General features: G+C 48.1%; 20 protein-coding genes. 2 read left to right on the top strand and 18 right to left on the bottom strand.

The window, feature by feature from the left end:
- Nucleotides 1-84: 84 nt before the first annotated feature.
- Entirely contained in the window at nt 85-1,461 is a 1,377-nt protein-coding gene (locus B4V02_RS08380; protein ID WP_094154451.1) for a class I SAM-dependent rRNA methyltransferase, read from the bottom strand.
- 496 nt (nt 1,462-1,957) lie between these two features.
- Here B4V02_RS08380 and B4V02_RS08375 point away from each other — a divergent pair, with 496 nt between their 5' ends.
- Nucleotides 1,958-2,980, top strand: coding sequence for a Na/Pi cotransporter family protein (locus B4V02_RS08375; protein WP_094156968.1), 1,023 nt, complete (start codon nt 1,958-1,960; stop codon nt 2,978-2,980).
- On the opposite strand, the gene B4V02_RS08370 is transcribed toward B4V02_RS08375, so the two are convergent.
- The 17 genes from B4V02_RS08370 to hemW all read right to left on the bottom strand — a co-directional run bounded on the left by B4V02_RS08370 (nt 2,970) and on the right by hemW (nt 20,863).
- Nucleotides 2,970-3,404 (bottom strand): NUDIX hydrolase, encoded by a 435-nt coding sequence (locus B4V02_RS08370; protein WP_094154450.1) that lies wholly within the window; start codon nt 3,402-3,404, stop codon nt 2,970-2,972. The genes B4V02_RS08375 and B4V02_RS08370 overlap by 11 nt on opposite strands.
- 104 nt (nt 3,405-3,508) lie before the next feature.
- Entirely contained in the window at nt 3,509-4,852 is a 1,344-nt protein-coding gene (mtaB, locus tag B4V02_RS08365) for a tRNA (N(6)-L-threonylcarbamoyladenosine(37)-C(2))-methylthiotransferase MtaB (protein WP_094154449.1), read from the bottom strand.
- A 1-nt stretch (nt 4,853) separates the two neighbouring features.
- Nucleotides 4,854-5,618, bottom strand: coding sequence for a 16S rRNA (uracil(1498)-N(3))-methyltransferase (locus tag B4V02_RS08360; RefSeq protein ID WP_094154448.1), 765 nt, complete (start codon nt 5,616-5,618; stop codon nt 4,854-4,856).
- Nucleotides 5,619-5,740: 122 nt separating this feature from the next.
- The gene (locus B4V02_RS08355) at nt 5,741-6,433 is read right to left on the bottom strand and encodes a site-2 protease family protein (RefSeq protein ID WP_094154447.1); all 693 of its coding nucleotides are present in this window, start codon (nt 6,431-6,433) and stop codon (nt 5,741-5,743) included.
- 2 nt (nt 6,434-6,435) lie between these two features.
- A complete protein-coding gene (gene prmA / locus B4V02_RS08350) occupies nt 6,436-7,401 on the bottom strand; it encodes a 50S ribosomal protein L11 methyltransferase (RefSeq protein WP_094154446.1) in 966 nt (321 codons plus the stop codon).
- 195 nt (nt 7,402-7,596) lie between these two features.
- Complete coding sequence (locus B4V02_RS08345) at nt 7,597-7,782, bottom strand: YfhD family protein (RefSeq protein ID WP_007431268.1); 186 nt, start codon at nt 7,780-7,782, stop codon at nt 7,597-7,599.
- Nucleotides 7,783-7,806: 24 nt separating this feature from the next.
- Nucleotides 7,807-8,181, bottom strand: coding sequence for a hypothetical protein (locus tag B4V02_RS08340; protein WP_007431269.1), 375 nt, complete (start codon nt 8,179-8,181; stop codon nt 7,807-7,809).
- Between the two features lie 165 nt (nt 8,182-8,346).
- Complete coding sequence (locus tag B4V02_RS08335) at nt 8,347-9,552, bottom strand: NAD(P)-dependent malic enzyme (RefSeq protein WP_094154445.1); 1,206 nt, start codon at nt 9,550-9,552, stop codon at nt 8,347-8,349.
- 66 nt (nt 9,553-9,618) lie between these two features.
- On the bottom strand, nt 9,619-10,962 hold the full coding sequence (locus B4V02_RS08330) for a 2-hydroxycarboxylate transporter family protein (RefSeq protein ID WP_007431271.1): 1,344 nt from the start codon (nt 10,960-10,962) through the stop codon (nt 9,619-9,621).
- 133 nt (nt 10,963-11,095) lie between these two features.
- Nucleotides 11,096-11,815, bottom strand: a complete 720-nt coding sequence (gene dcuR, locus B4V02_RS08325) for a two-component system response regulator DcuR (RefSeq protein WP_007431272.1) — start codon at nt 11,813-11,815, stop codon at nt 11,096-11,098.
- Nucleotides 11,808-13,460 carry a DcuS/MalK family sensor histidine kinase gene (dcuS, locus tag B4V02_RS08320; protein WP_094154444.1) on the bottom strand — a complete coding sequence of 551 codons (1,653 nt, stop codon included), beginning with the start codon at nt 13,458-13,460 and terminating at the stop codon, nt 11,808-11,810. Before dcuS ends, dcuR begins: the two co-directional genes overlap by 8 nt.
- Before the next feature lie 160 nt (nt 13,461-13,620).
- Nucleotides 13,621-14,748 (bottom strand): molecular chaperone DnaJ, encoded by a 1,128-nt coding sequence (dnaJ, locus tag B4V02_RS08315; protein WP_094154443.1) that lies wholly within the window; start codon nt 14,746-14,748, stop codon nt 13,621-13,623.
- Between the two features lie 245 nt (nt 14,749-14,993).
- On the bottom strand, nt 14,994-16,838 hold the full coding sequence (gene dnaK / locus B4V02_RS08310) for a molecular chaperone DnaK (RefSeq protein WP_007431275.1): 1,845 nt from the start codon (nt 16,836-16,838) through the stop codon (nt 14,994-14,996).
- Nucleotides 16,839-16,927: 89 nt separating this feature from the next.
- Nucleotides 16,928-17,503 (bottom strand): nucleotide exchange factor GrpE, encoded by a 576-nt coding sequence (grpE, locus tag B4V02_RS08305; protein ID WP_094154442.1) that lies wholly within the window; start codon nt 17,501-17,503, stop codon nt 16,928-16,930.
- Nucleotides 17,504-17,624: 121 nt separating this feature from the next.
- Nucleotides 17,625-18,656, bottom strand: coding sequence for a heat-inducible transcriptional repressor HrcA (hrcA, locus tag B4V02_RS08300; protein WP_007431277.1), 1,032 nt, complete (start codon nt 18,654-18,656; stop codon nt 17,625-17,627).
- Between the two features lie 370 nt (nt 18,657-19,026).
- Nucleotides 19,027-19,503, bottom strand: coding sequence for an N-acetyltransferase (locus B4V02_RS08295; protein WP_007431279.1), 477 nt, complete (start codon nt 19,501-19,503; stop codon nt 19,027-19,029).
- Between the two features lie 172 nt (nt 19,504-19,675).
- A complete protein-coding gene (gene hemW, locus B4V02_RS08290) occupies nt 19,676-20,863 on the bottom strand; it encodes a radical SAM family heme chaperone HemW (RefSeq protein WP_094154441.1) in 1,188 nt (395 codons plus the stop codon).
- A 42-nt stretch (nt 20,864-20,905) separates the two neighbouring features.
- Between hemW and B4V02_RS25860 the strand changes: the two genes are divergently transcribed.
- A complete protein-coding gene (locus tag B4V02_RS25860) occupies nt 20,906-21,079 on the top strand; it encodes a hypothetical protein (protein ID WP_157739725.1) in 174 nt (57 codons plus the stop codon).
- The last annotated feature ends 41 nt before the right edge of the window (nt 21,080-21,120 follow it).

The raw sequence follows: 21,120 nt of genomic DNA, 5'->3' as shown, positions 1-21,120 counted from the left end.
GACTGATGTATACATTAAACGAGCCTATTTTACTTATTTAGCCATCTTTAGCTATCCCAAAGACGATTCACTGTGTTTCCACACCTACAGCTGTTTTTGGCTGCGCACCTCAAAGATCGCGAATTTCAAATAATGGCCTTCCTCCACGCCCAAAATTTGCGGATGATCCTTGCCGGCTGCTCTCCAGTCCACCAGACGGAGGATTTTTCCTGCATCAGCCGCCGCTTCCTTAATCGTGTCCAGAAACAGTTCGGGACGCATATGGTACGAACAGCTCGCTGTCACCAGATAGCCCCCCTCATTAACGAGCTTCATCCCGTGCAGGTTGATATCTTTATATCCCCGCGTAGCTCCTTTGACCGCACTTTTCGTTTTGGCAAAGGCTGGCGGATCAAGAATAACCACGTCAAACGTACGTCCGCCACCAGCTGTTAGCGGCTTGGACGTATCCCCCTTGCCCCCGGCTCTGGCTGCTCGTTCCTCTACACCTTTGACCTGATTGCGCAAATATTGAAAAGCATCATCGACGACAAACTCGACGCGTTCCTCGAAGCCGTTCAGCTTGACATTATCCCTGGCGCTTTCAATCGCATGCTCGGAAATATCAAGACAAGTTACTTTTTTGGCCCCGTATTTACATGCATGAAGTGTAAAGCTTCCGGTATGTGAAAAGCACTCCAGTACGGTTGCGCCATCCCAAAACGGGAATTCAACAACCTTGCCGCTTTTATTTACAGGCTTCATAACCGTGGTGCCAGAGCCGCCTTGTTCTGCAACTTCCTGCATTGTAATTCCGCTGCGCGCACCCCAGCCTGTCATCAACGGTGCAATCGCCGCACGATTCTCACGCTGGTCGAAGAAATAACCTGTCTTCTGGCCCTCCACAATATCGACCTTGATTTGCAAGCCATTTTCCGTTACCACGACATGGCGCGGGCAATCACCGTACAAAGGCCCCTTCGTCTGTTCCAGTCCTTCCAACTCGCGGACGGATACATCACTGCGTTCATATATACCGACAGGTCCCATCACTTCAACGAGCGCGTCCCTGATTTCTTCCCTGCGCCGATCCATGCCCAGCGTTAACAGCTGCACGACCAATACATCACCAAAACGGTCTACAATCAGTCCAGGCAAAAAATCAGCCTCGCCGTACACTAGCCGATACGCATCTCCTCCGGTCACAAAACGTTCACGGTGTTCCAGACAATTGCGGAAGCGTTCAACAAAGAAGCTTTTGTCCATGGCTTCCAGCGGCTCGTACGATAGCACACGCACCGTAATTTGTGAAGCCGGATTATAGTAGCCTGTCGCCAAATATCGACCCTGATGGTTAACAATGCTGACCAGCTCGCCCGCCACCGGATCGCCCTCGACCTTGGCTATTTCATTTTTAAACACCCAAGGGTGTGCGTGCTCCAGCCTTTTTTTTCGGCCTCGTTCTAATATTACTGAAGGCAAAACCCTCACTCCTATTCTTGGATTACTCAAAGTCCTTATAAGCGTGGTGTTCGATGGGGTGCGGCTCCGCGATTCATTTGATCTTACGATCGCTGTTGCACGGGGATTCTTGGGATTTTATAAATGTTTTTAATGGTAAGAATCCCCCTGCAAAGGCGAACGCTACCGCTTCTCCAGATTCAAATGAACCGCTCCGCTACTACCCGCCCTTATATCAACGTCACGCTTTTAAAGCTTGTGAAGATACTACAAAATTATCGTTCCGTAAAAAACAACTCGGCCATGCTTGTCATGGCTGTCCTCGACAGATCATAGGCTGTTACATAACTGGTTTAGCGTTACTGTAAAAGAAGCGACATGCTTCAGTTAGCGTCAAAAGTAATTCATGAAAATATCCTGATTTCAAGGCATTGTAATAGCGATCGAAAGATCAAAATTAGCCATATGTTGCCTAAGTCACCAACATTAAATTACCTTAGAAGAGAGGTTCATGCCCGTGTTTATACACGTTATTTTGCCGCTGTGCGGTGGGCTGCTTATTTTTTTGGGCGGAATGAAGCTGATGGAAGCTGCTCTCCGCCATTTGGCTGGCCCCTTCCTTACTCGCTGGCTGAACCGGGCCACCGTCTCCCCTTGGCGGGGCTTGCTGTTCAGCTCATGCATTACCGCCCTGCTGCAAAGCAGCACCGCCGTAACGGTGCTGACCATCGGGCTGGTCAATGCTGAGCTTTTATCCTACGGCCGTACGCTCGGCATCATCCTCGGCACCAATATCGGCACCTGCCTGGTCACCGAACTGATGGGGCTGCAGCTGGGCAAAGTGGCTGTGCCGCTGCTATGTGGCTCACTGCTATGCTGGAGCACCGCCGTCCTGTGGGGAGAAGCTGTCCCCGGCCGCCAGTATGTATCTGCCGGAGCTCCCCACGGCTCCAATGGACTCAGCCGCCCGCAGACTGTACAATTTATCAGCCTTGCCTTTGCCGGATTTTCGCTGATTCTGATCGGCATCCGTGTAATGCAAGCAGTCGGCCCATGGATTGAGCAGGCCGGACTATTCCGCTGGTTTCTGGATCACGCTGCGGCCAACATGTGGTGGGCCTTCGCCGCCGGAGCCTGCCTGACTGCACTGGTCCACAGCAGCGCAGCCGTTATCGGCATGGCGATCAGCCTTGCGGCCGCAGGTGCCTTGCCGGTCGATGTTGGGATCGCCATTGTCATCGGCTCCAATGTAGGCACATGCGTGACTGCTTTGATCGCCGCTGTAGGCGGCAGCACGTCCGGCAAATTTGTGGCCTGGTCCCATGTGCTGCTGAATGTAGGCGGAGCCTTGCTTTTTATGCCGTTGATCCCCGGGCTGGAAATGGCTGCCGCCTGGATATCCGCCGAGCCCGGAGCCAAGGTCGCCCATGCCCAAACCCTGTTCAACGTGATCAGCTCTCTGATCGCCTTGCCCGCTTGCTATTTACCTGTATGGACTCGCTTAGAGCAACGCATGTCTCACCCTAGAATTAAACGTTAAGTCCCAGCATAGACAGCGCCTTGCTCAGAATGACATCATTATTATCATATCCACCTTGGCGCTGGAGACGCCATGCTTCCTCAGGCGTATGCCACGCGACACCTTTTATTTCTTCGATCTGCGCCTGTAAATCTCCATCCAGTGCCTCTACGAGATAATAATGAACTTCCTTGTCCACTTCCCCATATTCAGCGTGCTGGTACGTATAAGCAATCATATCCACATGCTGAATAATTCGCCCGTTTAGCCCTGTTTCCTCGCGGATTTCACGTAAAGCCGTTTGTTCGATCGTTTCTCCCGGCTCCATTTTGCCTTTAGCCAGGGATACCTTGCCATATCGGTCGGTAATCAGCTGGATTTCAAGCTGCTCCCCCTGTTTGCGAAACACCACACCGCCTGCTGAAATTTCCTTTTTTGCTGCCATCCTGTAATCTCCTTTCCTTGCGCAACAAGGATTCCGTCCTCTCTGTAAGGAAAGGCGAAATCCTTGTTGACCATCGCTATTGCCTGTTCAGGCTTTTTACACTCTTAAAGAGCTGTTTGCAGTCCATTCTCCAGTACGCGAACCAATTGACCTTCACTTTCATTAATGCCCGCCTTCGTCAGCTTCACTTGGCACACCTTGCCGACCAGATCTTCAGTACCTTCAAATACCAGTTGAATGTAATTGTCACTATAACCATAGAGTATGCCACTACCTTCGGTCCCTTTCGGCGCAACTTCCGGAATGACCTCCAGCACCTGACCTACAAACTTCTCAGCATACGCCAGCTGCATTTGCTCTGACAGTTCAATCAGCTCATGCACACGTGCATTTTTCACGTCCTCGTCGACCTGATCCTCCATACGTGCCGCAGGCGTTCCAGTGCGCTTGGAATACGGGAATACGTGCATTTCTGAGAAATTGATTTTTTTCATCAGCTCATAGCCGTTGCGGAACATTTCGTCCGTTTCCCCGGGGAATCCGACAATCACATCTGTTGTAATCGCCACATCCGGCATTGCTTTTCGAATCATAAACATCTTGTTATAAAATTCTTCTGTCGTGTACTTGCGGCGCATCCGTTTCAGCACGGTGTCGTCTCCTGCCTGAAGCGGTATGTGAAAATGACGAACCAGCTTGTTGGAGCGTTTCAGCACATCAAGCATTTTTTCATCGATCTGGCTGGCTTCAATCGAGCTGATACGAATGCGTTCCAGCCCTTCCACCTTCTCCAAATCCCACAACAGATCGGACAGGTCATAATTTTCCATATCGTCACCATAGCCGCCAGTATGAATACCTGTGAGTACAATTTCCTTATAGCCCGCATGCACCAACTGACGCGCCTGTGCGATAATGCTCGCGGCATCACGGCTACGGGATAGACCGCGCGACCACGGGATGATGCAGAAGGTACAGAAGTTATTGCAGCCATCCTGAATTTTCAAAAACGCACGGGTATGGTGAGCAAAATCAGGCACATCCATTTCCTCAAACACACGAGTCTTCATAATATTACGCACGGCATTCACCGGTTGACGTGACTCTTGAATCTCCTTCACAAACGGAATAATCTTGTCCCGATCCTGTGTACCAATTACGAGATCGACACCGGGAATATCCATAATTTCAGCAGGAGAAGTTTGAGCATAGCAGCCCGTTACTGCCACAATAGCATCTGGATTTCGGCGAATCGCGCGACGAATAATCTGACGGCTCTTTTTATCACCAGTATTCGTAACCGTACATGTATTAATCAAATAAACATCAGCAGTCTGCTCATCAAAATCCACCTGCTCATAGCCTTCTTTTTTGAATAGCTGCCAGATTGCTTCCGTATCATAAAAGTTTACTTTACAGCCCAAGGTGTAAAATGCCACTGATGGCATATTAAATCCCTCCCATTTCTCCTGTCTCATATAAAATGCACGCCAATGCAGCCATACCTGCGGTCTCTGCACGCAAAATACGTCTTCCCAGCCCTGTAGACTGAGCCCCGGCCTGCTCGGCCTCCAGGCTTTCCGCTTCAGTGAAGCCGCCTTCCGGGCCCACCACCAGCAGAACACGCGGCTTATCTGCCGACGCCCATGGTCCTGCCAAAGGCTGGATCACATCCCGTAGCTGCCGCCCCTGCTCTTTTTCATAACAATAGCATATCAAATCATACCCCGCAAAAGAAGCCAGCAGCTCTTTCCACGTCATGGGTGCGCTAATTTCGGGAATCCGATTACGATGGCTTTGCTCAGCCGCTTCCTTCACAATCTTGCGCCAGCGCTCCAATCGCTTGCCTTCTTTTTTGGCATCATACTGCACGACTGTACGCTCGGACAAAAACGGTATAAAGCCCGCTGCTCCGATTTCTGTACATTTTTGCATCACCGTCTCCATCTTGTCTCCTTTAGGAAGACTTTGGGCTATGGTGACCTGCACATGCGGTTCAGAGGTCATCTCCAGCAGCTCGACGATCGTCGCCGTAACATGATCCTGCTCAATCGTATCCAGCGCAGCTAGCGCTTCTCTGGATACCCCGTCACTGACTATAATTTTGTCACCGCTGCGGCCGCGCATGACTTTAGCGATATGCCGCGCATCCTCGCCCGCAACAATCACGTGATCTTCCAGAAATTGCTCTGCCGGAATAAAATAACGCTGCATTGTCTCTCACACCTATTCTAAAAATAACTAAACACCATCATATCATCTTTTGCGCCTGTATGACCAGCCTGTTCCCTTTTCCATTGACTTAATATTTATCTGTTCTCGCAAAAAAGGAGCCCTTAGGCTCCAAATAATCCGGTGATGTAAAAAGAGAACTGCAAAAACTGTATATATATCACTTGGGCCAGCGTGTAAAGAGGTTCAATCGTTACAGCCCGCACCTGCGGAATGACCAGTATAAGCAGAAAAATAAAGATGGACCACTGTTCAAACTGCTGAAGCTTGCGGCGCACAGGAGTTGGAGCCACATCCTCCACAATCCGGTACCCATCCAGCGGAGGCAGTGGGATCAAGTTGAAGATAAACAAAAACAGATTCAAATTGATCAGTGCATTGATAAACAGATAAATCGCCTGAGCTACCCGCTGGTTCTCCATGCCCGGCAGCACTTGAAAATGAAGCAGCATGGCATAGATCAATGTAGTGACAAATGCAAGCAGCAGGTTACTCAGCGGACCAGCAGCTGAAACAATAATGCCCATGAGGCGCGGACGGTTGAAATTGTCACGGTTAACCGGAACAGGCTTGGCCCAGCCAAAGCCCCCGATCAGCAGCAACAGCGTACCCAGCAAATCAATATGCACAGCTGGATTTAAAGTCACGCGCCCAAGCAGCTTGGCTGTGGGATCACCAAATTTATTGGCATAATACGCATGTGCAAACTCATGCACCGTAAAGGATATAATCACAGCCAGTAAATAAAATGGAAGAACATTTAAATTTACGCGAAAAATACTTTGTAAAAAATCCATACTTACCTCTTTCTCGCCACAAACGCCAGCCAATCTTCATCGCGGCGTATTTCGGCAATTTCAAAGCCAGCTGCCTTTAACGCAGTTTCGACAACCTCTTCTTTGTTCTTCCAAATCCCTGAAGCAATATAAGTACCGCCTGGCTCCAGAGCCTTATAGACATCATCAATGAACAGCAAAATAATCTCGGCTAAAATATTGGCAACCACCAGCTTAACCGGCAGCTGAATACCCAGCGTTGGATCGCTTGCATTGAGCACGGACAGCAAATCGCTCTCCTTAATAGTAATGCGCTCTTCCAGTCCATTCAGACGCGTATTTTCTCGCGCGCTTGATACCGCTACCGGGTCCAAGTCCAGGGCAAGCACATGCTTCGCCCCCAGTTTTACAGCCCCAATGGCCAAAATACCGGAGCCAGTACCGACATCAATGACTTCCTCTCCACCCTTAATCACAGATTCCAGTGTTCTCAGGCAAAGTGATGTCGTAGGATGCGTCCCAGTGCCAAAGGCCATACCAGGGTCCAGCTCAATGATTTTTTCATCCTCACTTGCAGGCTCATAGTCCTCCCAAGTCGGTTTGATCGTTAAACGATCCGATACACGTAAAGGCTTGAAATATTGCTTCCAGGCATTTGCCCAGTCATCCTCATTGACCGTTTTCAGCTCATACTTTACCTCACCAGGGTCAATATCGAAGGTTCTTAATTGTTCAACACGCGGCTCAATTTGTGAACGTATGCTGTCCATGTCCACTTCTTCGGCAAAATAGCCCTTGATGATCGCTTGTCCTTCAGGAATGTCGTTCAGAGGGCGATCATACCACTGCCCGTAAGACGTATCCCGCGGTTTGTTGAGCGAACCGGATTCTTCAATGGAAACCCCTCCCGCACCTGCTTCGTGCAGAAAATTCGAAATCATTTCGACGGCTTCTTCACTTGTATGTATTGTTATTTCATTCCACAGCATGGTTTTCATTTCCTCCTCATTTCACGTGCATACATTACATTGTACTATATACATGCATAGGAGTTCAAAAAAGCTAGAATCAACGGTGTTCAAAATGTTTTTGTAGTACTGGCGGGTGAAAAAAGAGAAAAACACAAATAAGACGGGCTATCCCACAATCGACCTATTGATGGAGATAACCCGCCCTTTTAAATTCTACTCGCTGTCGTTTATGATACGCTCCTGACGACGATCAGCTGCTTCGCTCCGCCGAATCGCTTCCAAATCCTGAGCATCTGCCTGCTCTGCCGAGAACTCAACATCCTCGTTTTTGGCAGATTGCGCACGCTTGATTTTCTCCGTTTTGGTCAGCACTTTATCGTATCGTTTGTTTGTTGGCATCTGTCACAGCTCCTTCCAAACTTCTCACAGCATTCCACCCGCTTGCTCCACAATGGACATCGCCTGATGATGAATGGACTCATCAACCACAGCAGTCAACAAAATATCGTGGCCAGTCGGTCCACCCTGTCCCCCATCGCTCATGCCGCTGGCGGATGGATCAGCCGCAGCCAGTATCGCTGGAGTTGCATCTGTAAAATCCACTCCCTGCGTTAGTGAAGACAAGCTGCTAATTTGTCCTGAAAATACAGGTAATCCAGCGTTGCCAGTGGACTGTCGCGGATATCGGCTAAATCGGTCTATCGACACATCCGCTACCCGAAGAGCTTCCAGTTTTCTAGCGGCTCCCTGTGCTTCCTCAGGACTTTTAAAATACGCCAAAATATTTTTTTCACCCATCCCCAAAAACTCCCTGTGTGAGATTGAGCGCAACTTTTGTTCAAGAACTATACAGTTGCGCTTTGCTATATCCTGCTCATTGGCACGAATTTATATTCTCCACAGAGACGGAACGGACAGTACCGAATTTAGTAGGCGGAATGCTGGGATTATAGTTTGTAAAGATTATGACTTTTCCGGATGCAGGACAGCGGCGGGCATCTCTCCTGCCTTGGCTACCCCCGTCTCCCAAGCAGCGCGAATGACAGCTTCCCGAACCTTTTGCACCACCTTTGGATTAAACACATTAGGTATGATATAAGTTTCACTTAGCTCTTCGGGACTGATCGCATCCGCAATGGCAAGCCCGGCAGCCAGTTTCATTTCTTCATTAATCGTCGTGGCATGGCAGTCCAGTGCACCCCGGAAAATTCCCGGGAAGCACAGCACATTATTAATCTGATTTGGAAAATCGGAGCGGCCTGTGGCCAATACACGTACGTGCGGCGCTGCTAAAGCCGGGTCAATCTCGGGCTTAGGATTCGCCATGGCAAAAACGATAGGATCAGCGGCCATGCTCTGAATATCCTCCACAGTCAATAAATCCGGGCCTGACACACCGATGAAAACATCAGCTCCCACAATCACCTCGGATAAACTACCACTCAGATTTTGGGGATTGGTCATATTGGCATACTCTGTCCAATGCGGGTTGCTGTATTCCACTCCACGATGAATGGCTCCTTGTCGATCAACGCCAATCAGATTGCGCACACCTGCCTTGAGCAGCATACGAGAGCAAGCCATACCAGCCGCACCGATACCTGCAAATACAACTTTGACATCCTCCATTTTCTTGCCGCATACCTTCAGTGCATTGACCAGGCCAGCTAATACGACGACTGCCGTACCGTGCTGATCATCATGAAATACCGGAATGTCCAGTTCCTCTTTCAATCGTCTCTCGATCTCAAAACAGCGTGGTGAAGAGATATCCTCCAGATTAATGCCTCCAAAAGCAGGAGAAATCATTTTGACGATTTGAATAATTTCATCAGGGTCCTTCGTATTGAGACAGATTGGAAAAGCATCGACGCCTGCAAACTGTTTAAACAGCACCGCCTTACCCTCCATCACAGGCATCGCGGCCTCCGGGCCGATATCTCCTAATCCAAGCACCGCTGTTCCGTCCGAGACGACGGCTACTGTATTTTTTTTGATTGTGAGCTGGTACGCTTTGGCCGGGTCGTTCGCAATTTCCATGCAAATTTCCGCCACACCCGGCGTGTAAACTTTAGATAACCCTTCCATCGACTCGATCGGCTTTTTCGGTAAGGTCTCCATTTTGCCACCTGCGTGTAATTCTCTGATTTCATCCAATAAACTACTCATATTTCTCTCCATCCTTTCAGGTCTGTATTTTTAAGCTATGATTTCTATGCTTAGAGATAAAACTCGTTAGCTCCATAATTTGAGTAACAAAGTTGCTAAAATGACCGTGGCTGCCCCGCCGATACGAGTTGCAATTTGTGCGAAAGGCATCAGTTCCATCCGATTCGATGCAGACAAGATGGCCACATCCCCCGTACCTCCCAATCCGCCACGACAACTGGTCACGATTGCAGCTTCTACCGGGTACATGTTAATCCATTTTCCGGTAAAATACCCAGTAACAATCAGTGCAACCACGACAGATGCACAGGTAATGGCATAAGGAATCGTCAAAATCCCAACCACACTATCCAGAGGCACATATAAAATCCCCAGACCTACCATCAATGGCCACGTCAGGCTTGCCGTAATGAATTTGTACAGATGAAAAGCTCCTGTTTCCAGCTGATTCGGCATGACTTGAACACATTTGATGATCGCCGCTGCCAAAATCATCAGAATCGGGCCTGGAATATGAAGATACGGCTCCAGCAGCTTGCCTACGATAAAGAAGGTACAGGCTAATAGCAATCCACCACCCATCAGTGGAAAAGAAATAGGTTGCTCCAAACTTGCAGGAGATAACTTCTTCTCTTCATCGAGTTTCAACAACTTCCCGTTACCAGAAGTACTCGGTTTCTTCTCTGCTAATCTCTTAAGAACACCCGCCCCTATAATTGCAACGATGTTCCCGATGATGGCAGCAGGGATAAACTGGGATACGAATATCGCCGAATCTTTGCCCAGGACCAATCCATACGAAATGGACAAAGGCAAAATTCCTTCCCCAATCCCACCGGAGATAATCGGAATAATGATATAAAAGAACGTATGGTAGGCACTGTAGCCAAAAGCCATTCCTACGACCATGCCAACCGCAACGGCTGCAATAGAACCAATGATGATAGGGGCAAAAATTTTCACGATCCCGTTAATCAACATTTTGCGATCCATACCAAGAATACTGCCGGTTACCAGGCAAGCGATATAGAAATAAAGGAAATTCGAAGTCTTCATAAGCGTGTGTACAGCATCCATCGCGGACGGACTGAACATATTCCAGAATACCATCAACGATGGAACCATGAGTGACAAAATGGCCGGACCGCCAATATGCTTGAGCAACGGAAGTTTGAACCCCAGTTCACTGAACAGTATGCCTAAAATCATGATGACGGCGAATCCGCCCAACATATCGTTCGGAAGTTTTTGTGTAACCGCAGCCAAGTATATAACCAGCGCGATCACGAGGTAAAGCGGGAGTGGAATCACCCCGAGTTTTATCTTGCCTAGCATCTTGATTGCTTCTACAGGATTTTTATGCCATTTTTGTTCCTTTTGAATGACACCCTGGTTTGTTGCATTTTCCATAAAGCTCCCTCCTTGTGTTAAGAACCATGATCAGGTCTCGTAGTAACGAACGATGATCATGATTTCATTGTACACCTTGGAAAACGCTTTATTTGGTTTTAAAACTAATAATGCACTTTTGTAATTAAAGTAATCAAAGGGAGCCTAAATCATAACCGGCCATGATTTCTTCTGCCTGTGGCAAAATACGATATTGGTACACAGGTCGTCCGATCGTACCATAAATCGTTTCCATGGCAAGCACCTCAATCTCCGTCAAAAAAGTCAGGTATTTGCGCATAGACACTCTGGATATCCCTGCACTTTCTGCAATGTCCTCGGTTGAAAATAGCGTCGCTTCATGCTGCCTGATACAATTCCATATCATGGCCAGCGTTGACTTGGTTACCCCTTTGGGCAATCGGGCCAAGTCCTTAGTAGAGCTTTTATGATATAAAAGACGGTCCAGTTCCTCCTGTGAAAGCAAACTGCTTTCACGCACGATGCTGATATGCTCCCGATAACCCGTAAGTGCCTCCAGAAAGCGATTAAAGTGGAACGGCTTAATCAAATAATCCACCGCGCCGAAATTCATCGCTTTCTTGACACTGTTCATGTCACTTGCAGCCGAGATCACAATGACATCCACATTCACTCCTGCCTCCCGTATGAATGACAGCAAATCCAGGCCGTTGCTTTCCTGCATATACACATCTAGTAAAACCAGATCAACGGCCTGCTCAGCCAAAAATTTCTTGGCCTCTTCTACAGAAGAAGCCCAGCCTTTACATTGAAAACCCTCTACCTGCTCCATATATTTGCGGTTAAATTCGGCAACCATCGGATCATCTTCTACAATCAGGACATTAATCATGTTCATCATTCCTCGTCATATATGGGATCGTAATCTCAAAACAGCACCCTTGCTCGGCTGGAATCAGCTCTACACTACCCTGTAATCTTTTCACGCTTTGCGCCACCAGATAAAGCCCCATTCCCCGCGACTCTCCCTTGGTCGAAAAGCCTTTTTCAAATACCGTCTTTACGAGCTCTTCCGGTATACCTGGACCATTGTCACTCATGATACAGGTCAGACATCCGTTCTTCTGATGTTTATCATAATAAAGCGAAAGGGTAATCCGCTTATACTGGAGAGATTCCATCGCCTCCACTGCATTATCAAACAAATTACCAAGAATCGTAATCAACTCATGAATCGTTTGGGTTTGACCCGATTCGGGCAAATAGCTCCCCGGAGTCAGTTCAAAACTCACCCCGACCTCTCTGGCCCGGCTTAATTTCCCCAGCACAAAACCCGCCATAACAGGGTCCTTAATCTGCCGGGTAATGGAGCCAATCTCCACCTGATGATGCTCAACGGCATCCATAATGTAATGCTCCAATTTATCGTACATTCGCAGATGTACCATCCCCATAATAACATGCAGCTTGTTCATAAATTCGTGGGCTTGTGCACGCAGTGCCTCCGTATACAGAGACACCCCTGTCAAACGCTCGGCCAGCTGCTTCATCTCCGTTTTATCCCGAAAGGTTACAATCGCTCCCACGATTTCCCCTTTTACGCGTATCGGAACACTGGTAGTAAGAAAAGTGATTCCCCCCAGCTCTATTTCCTCATCCATCTGCAGAGTGCTTGCCTCCAAGACCTCTTGCAATCGGAAAGCGGATAAATAAGCGGTAATTTCCTGTCCAGTGGATGAAAAATCTTCAATTCCCGCTTGCCTTAGCAAACGAATCGCTTCTGCATTCATTAACATGACACGTCCGGATTCATCCACCGCAATGACACCTTCCTTAATGGACTGCAGCATAGCACTGCGCTCCTCCAGCAAGCGTGCGATTTCCGGCGGTTCCAGACCGACCAGCATATTTTTGATTTTACGGGCCAGCACAACAGCCCCTCCGGTGCCGATTAACATTCCGACACCAATGGCGATAGCAATAAGGCGGTAGTTGCCTTCCTTGGCTCTCAGTACATCTTGCATGGATATACCGACGGCAATCGCTCCCAGTCGCTTCCCTGTCGAGCTGAACACGGGAGAAAAGGCGCGCATGGACAGGCCCAATGTTCCCTTCGCAACAGATACACTCTCATGACCATGAAGTGCAGTATATTCGTCTCCTCCAACAAAGGCTTTGCCGATCATCCTGGCATCCGGGTGCGTTTTACGAATGCCCTTCATGTCCATAACGACGATAAACTGAACATGATTAGCAGATGAAACCTTCCGCACATACTCCTGCAAGGAGGAAGACGAACCGGGTTGTTGCAATTGTTCAACAATAATAGGTGTGTGAGCGAGTGTACGTGCGATGGACATGGCCTTTTCCTCCAGCCCCATTTCGGTTTCATGCTCAACTCTGTCCGCAAACAAGAGTGTTACTGGTAAAAGTACAAGTGCCATAACGAGACAAACCAGCAGTGTAATCAACCTTCTGAGTTTTATTTGCGGTTTCCCCCGACGCAGCTTTAGCTGTGAAATTGCGATGAGACTCACCCCTTTCTACTTAAGATTAAGCGCCAATAGCTCAGTACGCTTATACAAAAATGGTTATGTATGTGTTTACGTAAATCCAGAATAAAAAATGGAACTACCCCGCAATTGCGGAATAGTCCCCTCTGATTCATGGTTGAAGCTCCGCGATTCTTTCCTTGGATTAGTCGCCTCGGAAGGCACGCTTCACACGGTCAAAAAAGGATTGCTCATTTTCGTGTGTCTGCTCTCCGCTAAGCGCAGAGAATTGACGCAGGAGGTCCTTTTGCTCCTCACTCAGCTTGCTAGGTGTTACTACAACCACCTTAATATGCTGGTCACCCTGACCTACACCACGCAGCTTCGGCACACCTTTGCCTTTAAGACGGAAATAGGTGCCCGTTTGCGTACCCGCTGGAACTTTCAGCTTCACTTTCTCGGTCAGCGTCGGAATTTCAATTTCATCTCCCAGTGCCGCCTGCGAGAACGTCAGCGGAATTTCACAGTAGATGTCGTCTCCCTCGCGCTCGAAGAAGTCATGCGACTTCACACGGAACACGACGTACAGGTCACCTGCCGGTCCTCCGTTGATACCGCCTTCGCCCTCACCGTTGATACGCATTTGCGAGCCATCATCCACCCCCGCTGGAATACGGATATGAATTTTACGCTGCTTGCGCACACGGCCAGAACCGCTACAAGTTGTACATTTTTCCTTAATGATCTTTCCTGCACCGCCGCAATTGGAGCAAGCCCGACGATTAACCATACGACCAAATGGTGTATTCTGCACCACTTCTTCCTGTCCGCTACCGTGGCAGACGGAGCAGGTTTGTGGCTTGGTGCCCGCTTTGGCTCCCGTACCGTGACACGTATCACATGTTTCCGTACGTCCAATATGAATGTCGGTTTCCTTACCGAACACCGCTTCCTTGAATTCGATCGTCATCGTATATTGGAGATCATTCCCACGTTGTGGTGCATTCGGGTCACGCCGACCGTTGCCGCCACCACCAAAAAACATATCAAAAATATCGCCAAACCCGCCACCGAAGTCGGCTCCACCGAAGCCGCCTCCCATGCCCTGGTTCGGGTCTACATGACCGTATTGGTCATATCTTGCCCGCTTCTGACCATCGCTGAGAACGTCATAGGCCTCTTTCACTTCTTTAAATTTGCTTTCCGCGTCCGCAGCCTTGTTCACGTCCGGATGATACTGACGCGCAAGCTTACGGTAAGCCTTTTTGACTTCTTCATCCGAAGCGCCCTTCGCGACGCCCAGCACCTCATAATAATCACGCTTATCAGCCAATGTTCCACCCCCATGCCTACAACGCGTCTGCACTACATATAAAAGGAAAGCCAAAGGCACGGGATGACCCGGCTTTGACCTTCCCATCATTTCAAGGCAGTACAACCCGTAATATGCTTATTTATCCTGAAAATAACGGTTACTCTACAGTCTTATCGTTATTTATCAAGGCAGCTACGCTGCTAGATACTATTCAGTGTATTATAACGCACCGGTGTACTGTAATGCCACTCCCGATCCGTAGCTTAGTTTTTCTTCTCGTCTTCATTAACGATTTCATAATCTGCGTCAACGACATTGTCGCGGCCTTTGCTGTCTGCTGCGCCATTTTGGGCTTCTTCAGCCTGTGCCGCTTGAGCAGCTTGCTCGTACAGTTTTACAGACAATTGCTGAACAATTTCAGTCAGCTCTTCAGTAGCCTTTTTGATGTCTTCCAGGTTGTCGGTTTCCAGCGTTTTTTGCAGATTTTCTTTAGCTGCATTTGCCTTTTCGACTTCAGCTGCATCTGCTTTTTCGCCCAGATCTTTAATCGTTTTGTCTACGGAGTAGATCAGTTGGTCCGCAGCGTTTTTCGCTTCTACCAAATCCTTGCGTTTTTTATCTTCTTCCGCATGCAATTCGGCATCCTTCATCATACGTTCTACTTCCTCGTCGCTCAAGCCGCTGGAAGATGTGATCGTAATTTTTTGGCTCTTGCCAGTCCCTTTATCCGTAGCAGATACATTCACGATACCGTTCGCATCCAGATCAAAGGTAACTTCGATTTGCGGTACGCCACGTGGTGCTGGAGGAATATCTCCCAGTTGGAAGCGACCCAACGTTTTGTTGCCTGCTGCCATTTCACGTTCACCTTGCAGCACATGAATTTCTACGCTAGGCTGGTTGTCGGCATACGTCGAGAATACCTGCGATTTGCTTGTAGGAATCGTTGTGTTACGCTCGATCATTTTAGTGAATACACCACCTGCGGTTTCAATACCCAGGGACAGTGGGGTTACGTCGAGAAGAACGACGTCTTTCACATCACCTGTCAATACGCCCGCTTGAACTGCCGCACCCAAAGCTACTACTTCATCAGGGTTTACGCCTTTATGAGGCTCTTTGCCTGTCAGTTTCTTAATTGCTTCCTGTACAGCCGGAATCCGCGTGGAACCGCCAACCAGAACGATTTTGTCGATGTCGCTTGCACTCATGCCTGCATCTTTCATCGCTTGACGAGTAGGTCCCAAAGTACGTTCTACCAGACCTTCAGACAGCTCTTCAAATTTCGCGCGAGTCAGGTTCAACTCCAAATGCTGTGGAACGCCGTCAACGACTGTGATGAACGGCAGGGAAATCGTCGTAGTCAGTACTCCGGACAGCTCTTTTTTCGCTTTTTCCGCTGCGTCTTTCAGACGTTGTACAGCTGCTTTATCTTTACTCAAGTCGATACCTTGATCTTTTTTGAACTCATTTACGAGGTAATCAATGATCACTTGGTCAAAGTCATCGCCGCCCAGCTTGTTATCACCGCTTGTTGCTTTAACTTCGAAGAAACCATCGCCCAGCTCCAGAATGGATACGTCAAATGTACCGCCACCCAGGTCATATACGAGGATCGTTTGGTCTTCGGATTTTTCCATACCGTATGCCAAGGCAGCTGCTGTCGGCTCGTTGACGATCCGCAGAACTTCCAGACCCGCGATTTTACCTGCATCCTTGGTTGCTTGACGTTGGCTGTCATTGAAGTAAGCCGGAACCGTAATAACGGCTTGAGTTACTGTTTGGCCCAGATAAGCTTCAGCATCGGATTTCAGCTTTTGCAAAATCATAGCGGAGATTTCCTGTGGGGAGTACTCCTTGCCATCAATGCTTTCTTTATGGTTTGTACCCATATGGCGTTTGATTGAAATGATTGTACGATCCGGGTTCGTAATCGCTTGGCGTTTTGCCGTTTCCCCTACAGTACGTTCTCCATCTTTTTTGAAACCAACAACGGAAGGGGTTGTGCGCGCGCCTTCCGGATTTGGAATAACGACGGCTTCGCCGCCCTCCATAACAGCCACACAAGAGTTGGTTGTACCTAAGTCAATACCGATTACTTTACTCATCGGATAATTCCTCCTTCTGTATATACGAGGCCCGCAGGCCAGAATGGTTGAATTTCAATTCATGTGCTGCTAAATGTATATTGAAAAAGCTACATGCTTACTTTTACCATGGCTGGACGAAGTACCTTGTCCTTCAGCATGTATCCTTTTTGCACCTCTTCAACGACGATGCCTTCCTCATGCTCTTCGCTTTCCACCTGCATAATGGCCTGATGGAAATCAGGATTAAACGGTTGACCCACTGAATTCATGGCCGTCACTCCCTCAGCCTGAAGCACACCCTCAAACTGGCGGAAAATCATCTCTACACCCTTGGCGAACGACTCAGTCTCTGCTCCCTGCTGTGCTGTTGCCAGCGCACGCTCGAAGTTATCGAGAACAGGTACCAGCTCGGTGACCAGCTTCATAGACGCATACTTAGCGAGTTCTTCTTTCTCTTTTAACGTGCGGCGACGGAAATTGTCAAAATCCGCCTGTGCGCGCAAAAACCGCTGTTGATGCTCCTCAGCCTCTGCACGAAGCTTTGCCACCTCTGTGTCTTCTTCCTGGGCTTCCATTGCTGCCGCTTCATTCACCGGCTCTTCCTGCTCCTGGATCGTCTCGGTAGCTTCCTCTGTGCTTACATTTTGTTGTTTTTCTTCTTGGAACGCTTGTTCTTCCTTCAAAATGTTTCACCTCCTTCAAGTTGTAACTACCCTTACAAAAACACGCAGCAATACATCCGCGCAGGATACAAAACGTTTCCGAGCACGGAACATGTGGAACTATAAACTGCGCATTCTTGTTCTATTTAAACCGCTGCGTAAGCATTACGGTCAAATCCTTAGATAGAATATCCAGAATGTTAATCACTCTCGCATACTCCATCCGCGTCGGACCCAGTATACCTATGGTACCCAACGCTTCCCCATCTATCGCATACGTAGCGGTGATCAGACTGCAATTGGCAAACGCCTCATGATCATTTTCCGTACCGATGCGCACCTGCATTTCAGGCGCTCCGGGAACAGGTGTCATCAGTTTAAGCAGCGTTGGTGTTTCCTCCAGCAGATCAAGAATATGTTTAACCTTTTCTACATCTTTAAATTCAGGCTGATTGAGCATGTTCGTGGCACCACTCAAATACAGGCGCTGATCTGATTCATTATCCAGTGCTTTATCCAGTACCTTCATAGCGTCCTCAAAATGAGACACATGCTTCTCCATTTCCTGACCAAGCGCAGTGTAAAGACGTGATTTAAGCTGATAAATCGGCACACCGACCAGCTTGCTGTTCAGTAAATTCACAACTTTCTCCATCTCGGAAATCGAAATTCCCGGCGGAATATCCACCGTCTTATTCTCCACCTGACCGGTATTGGTCACAATAATCGCCACAGCCGTCGTTTCGTTGAGCGGCAATAGCTGAAAGTGACGCAATGAAGTATGAAAAACCTCCGGCCCAAGCAGGATGGAAGTATAATTGGTCATATGAGACAAAATGCCGGACGCATGCTGGATCACTTGCTCCATTACATTCAGCTTTTCGGCGTAAAAGGCTTTGAGTTCCCGCATTTCCACAGGCTTCAGTGTATTCAGTGGCACCAGATGGTCCACATAATAACGATAGCCTTTATGAGACGGGATGCGTCCCGCAGAAGTGTGGGGTTGCTCCAGATAGCCCTGTTCCTCCAAATCCGACATTTCGTTGCGGATCGTGGCGGGGCTGAATCCGACATCCTGCCTTTTGGATATGCTGCGGGAACCCACTGGCTCAGCCGAACGAATGTAGTCATCAATAATTGCATTCAAAATGAGTCTCTGACGTTCGGTTAACAAGTGAATCCCCCCTTATTGTTATCCATAATAGCCTGATTGTAAAATGGAATCATTAGCACTCGTTCGCGATGAGTGCTAACCATTAATACAAAAATACCAAACGGACCTGATCATTGTCAAGTCAGATCAGTATTTTCAATTATATAAGCCGAACTTTAAAGTTTCTTATTGTGCCACTACGCAGCCGGATGGTGCTTCCCATCGCCACCGCCCCCAGATTTCTTGAATAAAACCTTTGGTAAGGTAGAAATCCGGGGAAGTGATGCTTCCGAAGCGAGCTTTCCTACGGAAAGCTTTTAAAGCGACCGCTTCGCTTGTACAGCACCATTACGACCTAACGAAAAAAAGAACTAACCTCATTGCTTACAGGTTAGTTCAGTATTTTCAGCACTGCGATTTCATCGCAGTTATTTTGTTTGCTACAGTGAATGCAATCGGTCCATACCTTTTCAGGGAAAATCTCTTTGTTTACGACATCAAAACCGTTTTTTATAAAAAAGGAGACCTCATAGGTCAAAGCCATAATTTTAGGGATACGTTGTCGCCTTGCTTCTATTATAAGGCCCTCTACGAGCTTGGAGCCAATGCCCATTCCTTTATATCCCTCAGAGATGCCAAGGGAGCGAATCTCTACCAAATCAGCGCCCAGTTTGCATAAAGAACCACAACCCACGACTTCGCCGTCCACTTCTGCAACAATAAACAGCTCCAGTTGGCGCGTAAGTACTTCCCTTGAACGTGGCAGCATAATCCCTCGCTCCGCATAGCCGCTAATCATTTGATATAAAGGCTCCACATCTTCAGGAACCGCACTTCTGCACAATACATCTTTACACACTGAAGCCATCTTGCTCTCCCCCTGCCGCTTGCCGCATATAATGAATAAATATACAACATTACGCATAGAATCGCAATACTCCATTTACCCTGCTGTGACAGAATGATGTTATCAATAGATCGCTCCAGCTTGCGAAGTTGAAACGTGCTGTATTGAAGCTTATCCTTATGAATTTATGGACCTATGAATTTACCGTAATAGAACCGATGAACTCTGCAAATACATCATTTCCGAATAAAATACCGCGTTCGCTCAGACGGTAACCATCCTCGACTGCTTCGATCAACCCCGCATTCAGCATTTTCCCGAGAGGGACTGTGAACGTATCTTCCAGCGCCTGATCAAATTGAGCTTCAAAGCGGGACTTGGATACGCCCTCCAACATTCTCAGGCCAACCATAAGAAAGTCCTCCATCGCCTCTGCTGCTGGCACCTCAAAGCTGTCCAGACGGGGCAGACCGTTACGGGTAGCCTCTACATATGGAGTAATGCCTTTAATGTTCATATGACGTTCTCTGCCAACATATCCATGCGCGCCGGCGCCGAGACCGTAATAGTCCTCATTACGCCAATAGGTCATATTGTGCTTACTGCCCAAACCAGGTTTCGCAAAATTGCTAATCTCGTACTGCTCATAACCCGCTTCTTTCATACGGCGCATGAGAAGCAAGTACATTTCCAATTCATCATCCTCATGTGGAAGTGGAAGCTGATTTTTCTGGTATAGCGTGTGGAAGAGCGTATTTTCTTCAACCTTTAAGCTATAGATAGAGTAATGAGGGAGCTCCAGCTCCAGCGCTCTACTGACGCTCTCATTCAGCATGTCCACGGTTTGGTTCGGCAAGCCGAACATCAGGTCAATCGACAGATTGTCCAATCCGACCTTACGTGCATTTTCCAGACTACGATATACATCATCTGTATTATGAATGCGACCAATACCTGTAAGCAGCTCATTCTGAAAAGCCTGCACTCCGAAGCTGAGTCGGTTGACACCGCCCTCTTTCATCACGGAGAGTTTTTCATAATCGGTTGTACCCGGATTGGCTTCCATGGAAAATTCGATATCCTCCGACCAGTTCGGGAAGTAGGTTCGAACACTTTTCAGGAAATATTCCATTTCCTTCGGATTGAGCGTGGTTGGCGTTCCGCCCCCGACAAAAATCGTTTTGATTTCTCCTGGGGGGTGAAGCTTAACCGTATTTTCCATCTCCCGTTCCAGTGCATACAGGTATTCCATAACCGGCTGGTCCTTAAGCACATAAGAGTTAAAATCACAGTAAAAGCATTTATTCGTGCAAAAGGGTATATGCAGATAAACCGCTTGAGGCGCGGATGAATGTTCATGTTTTGGTATGGATGCGGTCATTCCGATCCTCCTTGTTAATTCAGAATATGGTGGTTGGAAAAAATGGCGAATGAGGAGGGAGGTCGCTTCGTCGATGGATCATTCTTCCGATCGCTGCCGCTTCTTCAGAACGATTCCATCCACTTCGCTGCTGCCCGCCGTCAATCGGCCATTTTTTATGGTGTAGGTGTTGCAGTAAAAGAAAAACAACTTGAACGAGCTCTCTATCCTGAATAGCTTGCTCAAATAAAGAAAGCCCATTCTCCATGCATGGCTAA

The organism is Paenibacillus kribbensis, from assembly GCF_002240415.1.
Classification (GTDB): domain Bacteria; phylum Bacillota; class Bacilli; order Paenibacillales; family Paenibacillaceae; genus Paenibacillus; species Paenibacillus kribbensis.
This window is presented reverse-complemented; position numbering and strand designations above follow the sequence as displayed.